General features: G+C 72.7%; 12 protein-coding genes and 5 tRNA genes. 14 read left to right on the forward strand and 3 right to left on the reverse strand.

Going from position 1 to position 12,093, the window contains the following annotated elements:
- The first annotated feature begins 131 nt into the window (after nucleotides 1–131).
- From ABT026_RS04360 to ABT026_RS04390, 7 genes are all read left to right on the forward strand, one after another.
- Nucleotides 132–1,652 (forward strand): hypothetical protein, encoded by a 1,521-nt coding sequence (locus tag ABT026_RS04360; protein ID WP_351112014.1) that lies wholly within the window; start codon nucleotides 132–134, stop codon nucleotides 1,650–1,652.
- Entirely contained in the window at nucleotides 1,649–2,404 is a 756-nt protein-coding gene (locus ABT026_RS04365) for an HAD family hydrolase (RefSeq protein ID WP_351112016.1), read from the forward strand. The genes ABT026_RS04360 and ABT026_RS04365 overlap by 4 nt, the downstream gene beginning before the upstream one ends.
- Nucleotides 2,405–2,497: 93 nt before the next feature.
- Nucleotides 2,498–2,569: transfer RNA gene (locus ABT026_RS04370), tRNA-Gln, on the forward strand.
- Nucleotides 2,570–2,590: 21 nt separating this feature from the next.
- Nucleotides 2,591–2,663, forward strand: a tRNA-Glu gene (locus ABT026_RS04375).
- 28 nt (nucleotides 2,664–2,691) lie between these two features.
- Nucleotides 2,692–2,764: transfer RNA gene (locus ABT026_RS04380), tRNA-Glu, on the forward strand.
- A gap of 36 nt (nucleotides 2,765–2,800) precedes the next feature.
- Nucleotides 2,801–2,872: transfer RNA gene (locus tag ABT026_RS04385), tRNA-Gln, on the forward strand.
- Between the two features lie 28 nt (nucleotides 2,873–2,900).
- Nucleotides 2,901–2,973 (forward strand) — tRNA-Glu (locus tag ABT026_RS04390).
- 137 nt (nucleotides 2,974–3,110) lie between these two features.
- Here ABT026_RS04390 and ndgR read toward each other — a convergent pair.
- A complete protein-coding gene (gene ndgR, locus ABT026_RS04395; protein WP_108954235.1) occupies nucleotides 3,111–3,827 on the reverse strand; it encodes an IclR family transcriptional regulator NdgR in 717 nt (238 codons plus the stop codon).
- A 156-nt stretch (nucleotides 3,828–3,983) separates the two neighbouring features.
- On the opposite strand from ndgR, the gene leuC reads away from it, so the two are divergent.
- The 4 genes from leuC to ABT026_RS04415 all read left to right on the forward strand — a co-directional run bounded on the left by leuC (nucleotide 3,984) and on the right by ABT026_RS04415 (nucleotide 7,404).
- Complete coding sequence (leuC, locus tag ABT026_RS04400; protein WP_351112018.1) at nucleotides 3,984–5,408, forward strand: 3-isopropylmalate dehydratase large subunit; 1,425 nt, start codon at nucleotides 3,984–3,986, stop codon at nucleotides 5,406–5,408.
- A 34-nt stretch (nucleotides 5,409–5,442) separates the two neighbouring features.
- Nucleotides 5,443–6,036: a 3-isopropylmalate dehydratase small subunit gene (leuD, locus tag ABT026_RS04405; RefSeq protein WP_351112020.1), complete on the forward strand. Its 594-nt coding sequence runs from the start codon at nucleotides 5,443–5,445 to the stop codon at nucleotides 6,034–6,036.
- A 326-nt stretch (nucleotides 6,037–6,362) separates the two neighbouring features.
- A complete protein-coding gene (locus tag ABT026_RS04410) occupies nucleotides 6,363–6,593 on the forward strand; it encodes an SCO5555 family protein (protein ID WP_351112022.1) in 231 nt (76 codons plus the stop codon).
- A gap of 136 nt (nucleotides 6,594–6,729) precedes the next feature.
- Nucleotides 6,730–7,404 (forward strand): HU family DNA-binding protein, encoded by a 675-nt coding sequence (locus ABT026_RS04415; protein ID WP_351112024.1) that lies wholly within the window; start codon nucleotides 6,730–6,732, stop codon nucleotides 7,402–7,404.
- A gap of 134 nt (nucleotides 7,405–7,538) precedes the next feature.
- On the opposite strand, the gene ABT026_RS04420 is transcribed toward ABT026_RS04415, so the two are convergent.
- Entirely contained in the window at nucleotides 7,539–7,751 is a 213-nt protein-coding gene (locus ABT026_RS04420; protein WP_351112026.1) for a hypothetical protein, read from the reverse strand.
- 179 nt (nucleotides 7,752–7,930) lie between these two features.
- Entirely contained in the window at nucleotides 7,931–8,572 is a 642-nt protein-coding gene (cofC, locus tag ABT026_RS04425) for a 2-phospho-L-lactate guanylyltransferase (protein WP_351112028.1), read from the reverse strand.
- Nucleotides 8,573–8,772: 200 nt separating this feature from the next.
- On the opposite strand from cofC, the gene ABT026_RS04430 reads away from it, so the two are divergent.
- From ABT026_RS04430 to ABT026_RS04440, 3 genes are all read left to right on the forward strand, one after another.
- The gene (locus ABT026_RS04430; protein ID WP_351112030.1) at nucleotides 8,773–9,567 is read left to right on the forward strand and encodes a lysophospholipid acyltransferase family protein; all 795 of its coding nucleotides are present in this window, start codon (nucleotides 8,773–8,775) and stop codon (nucleotides 9,565–9,567) included.
- A complete protein-coding gene (locus ABT026_RS04435; RefSeq protein WP_351112032.1) occupies nucleotides 9,564–10,619 on the forward strand; it encodes an NAD(P)H-dependent glycerol-3-phosphate dehydrogenase in 1,056 nt (351 codons plus the stop codon). Before ABT026_RS04430 ends, ABT026_RS04435 begins: the two co-directional genes overlap by 4 nt.
- Nucleotides 10,620–10,821: 202 nt before the next feature.
- On the forward strand, nucleotides 10,822–11,991 hold the full coding sequence (locus tag ABT026_RS04440; RefSeq protein WP_351112033.1) for a D-alanine--D-alanine ligase family protein: 1,170 nt from the start codon (nucleotides 10,822–10,824) through the stop codon (nucleotides 11,989–11,991).
- Nucleotides 11,992–12,093: the final 102 nt, after the last annotated feature.

A 12,093-nucleotide genomic window follows, 5' to 3' on the forward strand; every position in this document is an offset into this window, starting at 1 on the left:
CCCCGGACGGGGCGGGGGACACGCGTGGCCGACCCTCCCGGGGGCACACGGGCTACACCCTGTCCCCCTCCTGCGGGACGCCGCCCCCGCGCCGTACCGGCGGCACGGCCGTCCGCCCGCAAGGTGGCCCCATGCCTCACCTCGTGGACGCGCGCCCCGCACTCCTGTGGCCGGCGGCGGCCGCCGCCGCCTTCACCGCGGCCCAGCTCGTCCTGGTGCCCGGCACCGGCCTCGGCTGGGACGAGATCGTCTACGTCACCCAGGTCGAGGGCGACACCCCCGCCGCCTTCTTCTCCGCCCCCCGCGCGCGGGGCGTCAGCTGGCTGAGCGCCCCGGTCGCCGCCCTCACCGACTCCGCCGCCTCCCCGGCGGCGCTGCGCGTCTACCTGGCCCTGCTCGCCGGACTCGGACTCCTGCTCGCCCTGCGGGTCTGGCGCACCCTGCTCCCACCCCCGGTGCTCGGCGTCGCCGGGCTGTTCTTCGCGGGCCTGTGGATCTCCCTCTTCTACGGCCCCCGCGCCATGCCCAACCTCTGGTGCGCCCTCGGCGTCCTCGCCGCCACCGGCTGGTTCCTGCGCGCGGCGCGCCGCCGACCCGGCCGGGCCACGGACCGCCGGGCCCCCTGGTGCGCGGCCGCGGCCGTCGCCTTCGTCGCCCTGATGCGCCCCGCCGACGGCTTCTGGCTCGCCCTGCCGCTGTGCGCCGCCGCGCTCGTCGTCCCCGCCTGGCGCCACCGGCGGCTCCTGCCCCTCCTGCTGGCCGGCGGCCTGGCCCTGGGGGCGCTGCCCTGGGTGATCGAGGCGTACGCGTCCTACGGCGGCCTCCTGGCCCGGCTCGCCCGCGCGGGCGAGATCCAGGGCGGCATGGGCCTGCGCTTCGCGGTCGACGACCAGATCCGCTCCCTGGTCGGACGCACCCTGTGCCGCCCCTGCGTCGGTCCCTGGAACCACCGGTGGACCGCCGCCTGGTGGTTCCTGCTGCCCCCGGTCACCGTCGCCGGGGTGCTCGTCGCCCGACGGGCCGGACGGCAGCCGGCGTCCCTCCTCGCCGCCGTCGTCGCCTCGTCCCTCGCCGTCACGTACCTGTTCACCATCGACTACGCGGCCCCGCGCTTCCTGCTGCCCGCCTACGCCCTGCTGGCCGTCCCGGTCGCCGAGGCGCTGGTGGCCGCCGTGCGGGCCGTGGGGCGGACCCGTGGCGGCCGCCGCCTCGCGCTCGGCGGAGGGCTCGCGGTGGTCCTCGCCGGTCACCTCGCCGTCCAGCTGGCGGTGGCCGCCGAGGTGACCGAGCGCAGCCGGGCGCAGCACCGGGAGCTGACCGCCGTCGCCGCGGAACTGCGCCGGCTCGGGGTGCGGCCGCCGTGCGTGGTCGCCGGGGACCAGTTCGTGCCGGTCGCCTACTACACCGGTTGCTCCTCGCGGCAGCCGGTCGGCGGCCACGACGGCAGCATCACGGTGGCGGGACTGCTACGGCTCGGACACACCCGGCCGCTCGCCGTGATCACCGTGGGCGGCCGCCGTCCGCCCGGGTTCGCGGGCGGCTGGCGGCCCGCCGAGCTGGGCGGAGGGCATGTCGCCTGGCTCCCGCCCGGCGGGCCCGCCGGGCCGAACGGAGGACACGGGCCGCTCGCCGGGCGTACCGTCGGACCATGACCGTCAGGGCCGTTCTGTGGGACGTGGACGACACCCTCTTCGACTACCGCACGGCGGGCCGCGAGGGGATCGCCGCCCATCTCGCCGCCGAGGGCCTGCTGTCCGGGTTCGACGGGCCCGACCACGCCCTCGCCCGCTGGCGGGAGGTGACCGAGCTGCACTGGGGGCGTTTCGCCGCCCGCGAGGTCACCTTCGAGGAGCACCGGCGCGACAGGGTGCGGACCTTCACCGGCTGCGACGACCTGGACGACGCCGCGGCCGACGCCTGGTTCGAGCGGTACTTCGCCCACTACGAGGCGTCCTGGGCGCTCTTCCCGGACTTCCTCCCGGCCCTGGAGGCCCTGGTCCCCAGCCACCGCCACGCGGTGCTCTCCAACTCCAGCCTCCTGGTGCAGGAGCGCAAGCTGCGGACGCTGGGCGTGCTCGACCGCTTCGAGGCCGTGCTCTGCGCGGCGGAGCTGGGCGTCTCGAAGCCGGAGGCCGGCGCCTTCCACGCGGCCTGCGACGCCCTCGGGCTGCCGCCGGGGCAGGTCGCCTACGTGGGCGACCACCCGGAGATCGACGGGCGGGGCGCGGCCGAGGCCGGCCTGCTCTCCGTCTGGATCGACCGCCACGGGGAGGAGCCGCCCGGGGAGGAGGGGCAGCGCGCCTGGCGTCGCATCCGGTCGCTGGCGGAGCTGCCCGAGGTGCTGGGGGCGCCGGGGTGGTCGGGCGCGGAATCCCGTTTTGGAGCACGGTCAACCTTCGGGTAATGTTCTTCCTGCGCCGAGGGAACGGGCAGGAGCCCGGAACCGGAAGCGCACAACTAGAACAAGGGCCTCCCGCTCGGGGGGCTTGCGTTCCAGTGGCCTATGGTGTAATTGGCAGCACGACTGATTCTGGTTCAGTTAGTCTTGGTTCGAGTCCAGGTAGGCCAGCTCGCAGAGCTCATCTGCAACGCCCCCGTTGTGTAGCGGCCTAGCACGCCGCCCTCTCAAGGCGGTAGCGCCGGTTCGAATCCGGTCGGGGGTACTGGTTCTCTTCGGAGGATCGACAATAGGCCCCCGTTGTGTAGCGGCCTAGCACGCCGCCCTCTCAAGGCGGTAGCGCCGGTTCGAATCCGGTCGGGGGTACAAGCTGGTCTAACCACGCATTGGTCAGCCATGCATTGGTCTATGGTGTAATTGGCAGCACGACTGATTCTGGTTCAGTTAGTCTTGGTTCGAGTCCAGGTAGACCAGCTCGGATCTGCGGAAACGTACGATCCTCGCCCCCGTTGTGTAGCGGCCTAGCACGCCGCCCTCTCAAGGCGGTAGCGCCGGTTCGAATCCGGTCGGGGGTACGGAAGAGGAAGGGTCCCGTTCGATGAACGGGGCCCTTCCTCGTGTGTGCGACGACAAGTTTTCGTGTGTGGTGGCGGGTGCGTGGAGGTCGAGGACGGCCCGTGCCCGCGGGGAGGCGGGCACGGGCCGGCAGGGGTCAACTGGAGCGCCGCAGCGCCTCGGAGAGCCGTGAGGCCGCGTCTATGACGGCCTGCGCGTGCATCCGGCCGGGATGCCGGGTGAGGCGCTCGATCGGGCCGGAGACGGACACCGCCGCCACCACCCGGTTCGACGGACCGCGCACCGGGGCGGAGACCGAGGCCACGCCCGGCTCGCGCTCGCCGATGGACTGGGCCCAGCCGCGGCGCCGCACGCCGGAGAGCGCGGTCGCGGTGAACCGGGCGCCCTGGAGGCCCCGGTGGAGCCGCTCGGGCTCCTCCCAGGCCATCAGGATCTGCGCCGACGAACCGGCCTTCATGGTCAGCGTCGACCCCACGGGCACGGTGTCCCGCAGTCCGGACAGACGCTCGGCGGCGGCGACGCAGATCCGCATGTCGCCCTGCCGGCGATAGAGCTGGGCGCTCTCGCCGGTGACGTCGCGCAGGTGCGTGAGCACCGGGCCGGCGGTGGCCAGGAGCCGGTCCTCGCCGGCCGCCGCGGCCAGCTCGGCCAGGCGCGGCCCGAGAATGAAACGGCCCTGCATGTCGCGCGCCACCATGCGGTGATGCTCCAGGGCCACGGCCAGTCGATGTGCCGTAGGCCTTGCCAGTCCGGTCGCCGCGACCAGACCCGCGAGGGTGGCCGGACCGGACTCGAGAGCGCTCAGCACAAGGGCCGCCTTGTCCAGAACGCCGACGCCGCTGCTGTTGTCCATGCAACGATACTCGCGTCTCACTCTGTGAAACGCAAGTTCACTTTCGCGTGGGAGCCGCCACTCTGGACGCATGGCGTCGTGGTCGCTGCTTCGGTCGGCCGCCACCTGAGTCTCACGAAGTGCGGGGCCGACGTGGTCCTCGCCGAAGGGAAAGCGATGGGTAGGACACTGGCGGAGAAGGTCTGGGACGACCATGTCGTCCGGCGCGCCGAGGGCGAGCCCGACCTCCTCTACATCGATCTGCACCTGCTCCACGAGGTGACCAGCCCCCAGGCCTTCGACGGCCTCCGCAAGAGCGGCCGCACCGTGCGCCGCCTCGACCTCACCATCGCCACCGAGGACCACAACACCCCGACGATCGACATCGACAAGCCGATCGCCGACCCGGTCTCCCGCGCCCAGCTGGAGACCCTGCGCAAGAACTGCGCCGAGTTCGGCGTCCGGCTGCACTCGCTGGGCGACATCGAGCAGGGCGTCGTCCACGTGGTGGGACCGCAGCTCGGACTCACCCAGCCCGGCACCACGGTGGTCTGCGGCGACTCGCACACCTCCACCCACGGCGCCTTCGGCGCGCTGGCCTTCGGCATCGGCACCTCGCAGGTCGAGCACGTGCTGGCCACCCAGACGCTGCCCCTGGCCCGTCCGAGGACGATGGCGATCACGGTGGACGGTGAGCTGCCCGACGGCGTCACCGCCAAGGACCTGATCCTCGCCGTGATCACCAAGATCGGCACCGGCGGCGGCCAGGGCTACATCCTGGAGTACCGCGGCAGCGCCATCGAGAAGCTCTCGATGGAGGCGCGGATGACGATCTGCAACATGTCCATCGAGGCCGGCGCCCGGGCGGGCATGATCGCCCCCGACGAGACGACCTTCGCCTACCTCAAGGGCCGCCCGCACGCCCCCGAGGGGGCCGACTGGGACGCCGCGGTGGAGTACTGGCGGACCCTGCGCAGCGACGACGACGCGGTGTTCGACGCCGAGGTCGTCATCGACGCCGCCGAGCTCGCCCCGTTCGTCACCTGGGGCACCAACCCCGGCCAGGGCGCGCCGCTTTCGGCGACGGTCCCGGACCCCGCCTCCTTCGAGGACCCCTCCGAGCGCTTCGCCGCCGAGAAGGCCCTGGAGTACATGGGCCTGGAGGCCGGCACCCCGCTGCGCGAGGTGGCGGTCGACACCGTCTTCGTCGGTTCCTGCACCAACGGCCGCATCGAGGACCTGCGTTCGGTCGCCGAGATCATCAAGGGCCGCAAGGTCGCCGACGGCGTGCGGATGCTGGTCGTCCCCGGCTCCGCGCGGGTGGGCCTGCAGGCCGTGTCCGAGGGCCTCGACGTGGTCTTCAAGGAGGCCGGCGCCGAGTGGCGTCACGCGGGCTGCTCGATGTGCCTGGGCATGAACCCGGACCAGCTCGCCCCCGGCGAGCGCTCCGCGTCCACGTCCAACCGCAACTTCGAGGGGCGTCAGGGCAAGGGCGGTCGCACCCACCTGGTCTCGCCGCCGGTGGCCGCCGCCACCGCCGTCCTGGGCCGGCTCGCCTCCCCGGCCGACCTGTCCGACGCGCCCGCCCCCGCCGGCGTCTGAGCGATCCGGCACCGAGGAACCGAGGAACCGAGACATGGAAGCTTTCACCGTTCACACCGGCCGGGCCGTCCCGCTGCGCCGCAGCAACGTCGACACCGACCAGATCATCCCCGCGCACTGGCTCAAGAAGGTGACCCGGGACGGGTTCGAGGACGGGCTCTTCGAGGCCTGGCGCAAGGACCCGGAGTTCGTCCTCAACCGCCCCGAGCGCGACGGCGCCACCGTCCTGGTGGCCGGCCCCGACTTCGGCACCGGCTCCTCCCGTGAGCACGCCGTCTGGGCGCTGCAGAACTACGGCTTCAAGGCCGTGATCTCCTCGCGGTTCGCCGACATCTTCCGCGGCAACTCGCTGAAGAACGGCCTGCTCACGGTGGTGCTGGAGCAGTCCGTGGTGGACGCGCTGTGGGAGCTGGTGGAGAAGGACCCGACCGCCGAGATCACCGTCGACCTCGAGGCCCGCGAGGTGCGCGCCGAGGGCGTCACCGCGCCCTTCGAGCTGGACGAGAACTCCCGCTGGAGGCTGCTGAACGGCCTCGACGACATCTCCATCACCCTGAGCAACGAGGCGGACATCTCCGCCTACGAAGCCGAACGACCCGCCCACAAGCCCAGGACGCGCGCCGCGTGAGCGTCGCCTGAGCAACGCCCGGGCGTAGCGCCCGGAGCCGTCGAGGCCCCCGGAACCGACCTGACCGGTCGGATCCGGGGGCCTTTTTCGGCCACCGCGCGAGGGCCCCGCGAGGCCCCGCCGCCACGAACGGGGGTACCTGCGCGCCGGTCGGCGGAGCCAGGTTGACGGTGTCCGATTCGTTCCCAACTCCGTGTTTTAGCTGCGGTGTTGTGCGGGTACCCGAGCTCTGGCGCTGCTTTCGGACGGTGCCCTCGACGGGCCCGTCGAGGGAGCAGTTGCCCCCCGCGCAGGCGACAACTCGCCCTAGATGGCACAATCTGTGCATGGAACACGACGGCCAACTCGCGCTCTATGCGGCAGTCGCGGACCGACTCAAGGAAGCGCACACAAGAGTGCGCGCACTGCAAGTCCCGGAGGGCGTACGGGTGGCGCTGACCCGGAAGCTGCTGATCATCACGGCGGCTGCCAAACACGATCTCGGTGACGCGACGAAGCGGCTGGAGCGGTTCACGGACGATCTCGCGCAGGGGCGATTCCCCGCCGAGGGTCTCTGAGCACTCCGGGGCGGTCGAGTCCGTTGCGGCACAAGGGTGATTAGCCCGTTTCGTGTTTGATTTGCGGTATATATCTGCCTAACGTGCGAAAACGCTTGAACGGATACGTTCTGGCAATGTCTCCGAAGGGGAAGACGTGAACAAGGCGCAGCTCGTAGAAGCGATTGCCGACAAGGTCGGTGGCCGTCAGCAGGCCGCCGACGCGGTGGACGCGGTCCTGGACGCCATCGTCCGCGCGGTCGTCGCCGGGGACCGGGTGTCGGTCACCGGGTTCGGTTCCTTCGAGAAGGTCGACCGTCCGGCGCGCTACGCCCGCAATCCCCAGACGGGGGAGCGGGTGCGGGTGAAGAAGACCTCCGTGCCGCGCTTCCGCGCAGGTCAGGGCTTCAAGGACCTGGTCAGCGGCTCCAAGAAGCTTCCGAAGAACGACGTCGCGGTGAAGAAGGCCCCCAAGGGCAGCCTCACCGGTGGCGCCTCCGCCACCGTGAAGAAGGCCGCGGCCAAGAAGACCACCGCCGCGAAGAAGGCCTCCGCCGCCAGGACGACGGCCGCGAAGAAGACCACGGCCGTCGCCAAGAAGACCACCGCCGCGGCGAAGAAGAGCACGTCGGCGACGGCGAAGAAGACCTCCGCCGCCGCCAAGAAGACCACCCCGGCGAAGACCACCGCGACGGCCAAGAAGACGTCCGCCGCCGCCAAGAAGAGCACCTCGGCGCCGGCGAAGAAGACCACCGCGAAGAAGGCGCCCGCCAAGAAGTCCACGGCGCGCAAGACCACCGCCAAGAAGACGACCTCGCGCGGCGGCAAGTAGGACCGCCACGCGCCCCTGGGGCAGCTCGCGCGCCGGGCCGGACTCCTCCTGGAGTTCCGGCCTGCGGCGCGTTCAGGGGGCGTGCGTCCCCCGGCCGGGAGCGTGCGGGCCCGGGGCCCGCGGACCTCAGAAGGTCAGAAGGTCTGGAGCGTGATCAGGGTGATGTGCGGCGTGCCGTCCGCCGCCGGCCGGTCGCCGACCTCCAGGCGCACCCGCTGCCCGGAGCGCAGCAGCAGGAGGCCGCCCGCGTCGAAGGCGGCGGCGTCGAAGGGGACCGGCGTGCCGTCGTCGAGGAGCACCTGTCCGGTGCGGGTGTCCGGGTCGAAGGTGTAAGCGGTGGCCTGCATGCGGTCAGCGTACCGGCGGGGCGGATCGGCGCCCGGCGTTCCCGCGAGGCGTACCAGCCCGGCGCTCCCGCGAGGCGTAACCGCCCGGCGCCCCCGGCGAGACGTTTCGCGGCGAGGGGTTCCCGCGAGGCGTTGCGGGCCAGGCGTTCCCGCGCGACGCGACGGCCGCCGTTCGCGCCTCAGGGCCCGGCCGGCAGCAGACGCGCGGCCGCGGCCGCCGTGCGCGGTCCCACGCCCAGGGCCAAGGCGGCGCGCAGGTCGGCGCCGGTGTCCACGTCCTGGCGGACCGACTCCACGTCCGGCACCAGCAGCTCGGCGGCGCCCGAGGCGGCGTGCCGGGCCCGGGAATCCGGTCCGAATTCCGGGCGCAATTCGACGCCGGACGACGCCGTCAGCAAAGTCGTCCCGATTCCCGCCGCGTCCGCCAGAAAGGCGCGCGGGAATTCCGCCGCCGCGTCCAGGACACGGGCCAATTCCACCGGCCGCAGTGCCGGGAGATCGGCGTTCAGCGCCGCGACCCCCGCCCCGGGCCGCCGCCGGCGGACCACCGAGGCGCCGTGGGCCAGCGCGGCGTTCAGCCCGCCGCCCGCCGTGGCCTCCGGTACGACCCGTGCGCCCAGGCCGCCCAGTTCGCGCGCGGCCAGCGGGTCGTCCGTGACTACTGCCACATCCCTTACCGCGCCGCAGGCCAGCGCCGCGGCCACCGTGTCCTGCGCGAACGCCAGCGCGAGCCCCGGCCGCAGGACGTCCGGGGCGGCGTCCGACAGCCTGCTCTTGGCCCGCGCGAGGGGCTTCAGGGGGATGACCAGGGTCCAGTGCACGTGCGTTCGTACCTCTCTTGTCGCCCACATTGTCCCCCCGTGGGTCCCGCGACAGGACGACGGCCGTCGCCGGACGGGGCGTACGGTGTTCTCGACAGACGGTCGGCCCGGGGCCACACTTGTGCGACTCACGGCCGACGAACCGAAGAACCAGGCCCTGGCCCCGTACGGCCGGACGGGCCCAAGAGGAAGGTGTGCGCGTGCCTCGCCGCAGAATCGGCTTCTGGTACCGCTTCGCAGCGGTCATCGCCAAACCGCCGCTGGTGCTTCTGCTGAAGCGGGACTGGCGAGGAATGGAGAACATTCCGGCCGAGGGCGGCTTCATCACGGTCGTGAACCACATTTCGCACGTGGACCCGCTCGTGTACGCGCACTACCAGTACAACACCGGCCGCCTGCCGCGCTTCCTCGCCAAGAGCGGGCTGTTCAAGAAGGGGTTCGTCGGCACCGTCATGCGCGGCACCGGCCAGATCCCCGTCTACCGGGAGTCCACCGACGCGCTCAGCGCCTTCCGCGCCGCGATCGACGCGGTGAACCGCGGCGAGTGCGTGGCCTTCTACCCCGAGGGCACCCTCACCCGCGACCCCGGCGTCTGGCCGATGACCGGCAAGACGGGCGCCGCCCGGGTCGCGCTGAGCACCAAGTGCCCGGTGATCCCGGTCGCCCAGTGGGGCGCCAACGAACTGCTGCCGCCCTACAGCAAGAAGCCCAGCCTCCTCCCGCGCAAGACGGCCCGCGTGGCGGCCGGTCCGCCCGTCGACCTCTCCCGCTTCCACGACCGTGAGATGACGCCGGAACTCCTCAAGGAGTGCACCGAGTCGATCATGGACGCCATCACCCGCGAGCTGGAGCAGCTCCGCGGCGAGAAGGCGCCCGCCCGCCGCTACGACCCCCGCGAGGTCCGCCTCGAGCAGCGCCGTCAGGCCGCCGCCCGCCAAGCCGCCGAGCGGACGACCGGGTCCGCCGCCGCGGCGGGGGAGGGGAACGGCAAGTGACCGACCCCGCCGCGAACGACTCCGTCGGCAGCGAGGCCCGCCCGGGCGAACCCGTCCGGGCGGCCGTCTTCGGCGCCGGCTCCTGGGGCACCGCCTTCGCCGTCGTGCTCGCCGACGCGGGCTGCGAGGTGACCCTCTGGGCGCGCCGCCCCGAGGTGGCCGAGGCCATCAACTCCACCCGGGTGAACGCCGACTACCTGCCCGGCGTCGAACTGCCCGCGGGGATCCGGGCCACCGCCGACCCCGCCGAGGCCGCCCGCGACGCGCACTTCACCGTCCTGTCGGTCCCCTCCCAGACCCTGCGCGGCAACCTGGCCGCCTGGACGCCGCTGCTCGCCCCCGGCACGGTGCTGGTCTCCCTGATGAAGGGCGTCGAACTGGGCTCCGCGATGCGGATGAGCGAGGTGGTCGCCGAGGTCGCGAAGGTCGGCCCCGAGCGCGTCGCCGTCGTCACCGGGCCCAACCTGGCCCGCGAGGTGGCCTCCCGGCTGCCCACCACCGCGGTGGTGGCCTGCGCCGAGGAGCCGGTCGCCCGCCGCCTGCAGGCCGCCTGCCACACCCCTTACTTCCGGCCCTACACCAACACGGACGTGGTGGGCTGCGAACTGGGCGGCGCGGTGAAGAACGTCATCGGCCTCGCGGTCGGCATCGCCGACGGCATGGGCCTGGGCGACAACGCCAAGGGCTCACTGATCACCCGGGGTCTCGCCGAGACCACCCGGCTCGGGCTCGCGATGGGCGCCGACCCGCTGACCTTCGCCGGCCTGGCCGGCCTCGGCGACCTGGTCGCCACCTGCTCCTCGCCGCTGTCGCGCAACCACACCTTCGGCACCAACCTCGGCAAGGGGATGACGCTGGAGGAGACCATCGCGGTCACCCGGCAGACGGCCGAGGGCGTCAAGTCCTGCGAGTCGGTGCGCGACCTCGCCCACCGGCACGGGGTGGACATGCCGATCACCGAGATGGTCGTGGAGATCGTCCACGAGGGGAAGCCGCCGGCGGTCGCGCTCAAGGAGCTGATGGGGCGCGACCCCAAGCCGGAACGGCGCTGACCCCGTCGTCCACGAGGGTCCGGGAGGGTCCGGCCGGCGCCCGGTGCGCGGCCGGACCACCGCCGTCCCGCCCCGCGGCAGCCCTGCCGTGACCCCGCCCCGGCCCCGACGCCGCCCGGCGCGGGGCAGACCGGGCGAATCGACCGTGTGCCCGAGCGCGTTCGCCGACGTGTGCGAGAGCAGCGGGTACGCTCAATCCGTTATGAGCACTCAGAACCTCCCCCAGAGCCCTGAGCGGACCGCCGAGGAACCGCAGCGCAAGCCGCGCGTCGCCGTCGTCTTCGGCGGCCGCAGCTCCGAGCACGGCATCTCCGTGGTGACCGCCGGCGCCGTGCTGCGCGCGATCGACCGGACGAAGTACGACGTCCTGCCGATCGGCATCACCCGGGAGGGGCGCTGGGCCCTGACCGCCGACGAGCCGGACCGCATGGCGATCGCCGAACGCACCCTGCCCGGCGTGGACGAGCTCGCCGAGTCGACCGAGGGCGGCGTGGTGCTCCCCGTCGACCCCTCCAGCCGCGAGGTCGTCTACAGCGAACCCGGGTCGGTCTCCAAGACGCTGGGCGAGGTCGACGTGGTCTTCCCCGTCCTGCACGGCCCCTACGGGGAGGACGGCACGCTGCAGGGACTGCTCGAGCTCTCCGGCATCCCGTACGTCGGCGCGGGCGTCCTCGCCTCCGCCGTCGGCCAGGACAAGGAGTACATGAAGCGGGTCTTCACCTCCTTCGGCCTGAAGGTCGGCCCGTACGTGGTGATCCGCCCGCGCGAGTGGGAGCAGGACCAGGCCGCGGCCCGCAAGAAGATCGTGGACCTCGCGGGCGACCACGGCTGGCCGCTGTTCGTGAAGCCGGCGCGGGCGGGCTCGTCCATCGGCATCACCAAGGTCGACGACCTGTCCGGGCTGGACGACGCGATCGCCGAGGCCCAGTTCCACGACCCCAAGATCATCGTCGAGGCGGCGGTGGTGGGGCGCGAGATCGAGTGCGGCGTCCTGGAGTTCGCGGACGGGCCGCGGGCCAGCGTCCCCGCGGAGATCCCGCCCGCGCAGAGCCACTCCTTCTACGACTTCGAGGCCAAGTACATCGACTCCGCGGCGGGCGTCGTGCCGGCGCCGCTCACGCCCGAGGAGACGGCCGAGATCCAGCGGCTGGCGGTCGAGGCCTTCGACGCGGCGTCCTGCGAAGGGCTGGTGCGGGCGGACTTCTTCCTCACCGAGGACGGGGAGTTCGTGATCAACGAGATCAACACGATGCCGGGCTTCACGCCCATCTCCATGTATCCGCGCATGTGGGAGGAGACCGGGGTGTCCTACCCCGAGCTGGTGGACCGGCTGATCCAGGCCGCCCTCCGCCGTCGCACCGGCCTCCGCTGACCCGCTCCTCACCGCGGCCTTTTCTCCTCGGCCCGTACCTCCTCGGCCCCGCCCGGCGTCACCGCCGCGCGGGGCCGTCGTGCGTCCTCGTCCGGGGAGCGC

It is taken from the genome of Streptomyces sp. NPDC002734, from assembly GCF_040295685.1.
Taxonomy (GTDB): Bacteria; Actinomycetota; Actinomycetes; order Streptomycetales; family Streptomycetaceae; genus Streptomyces.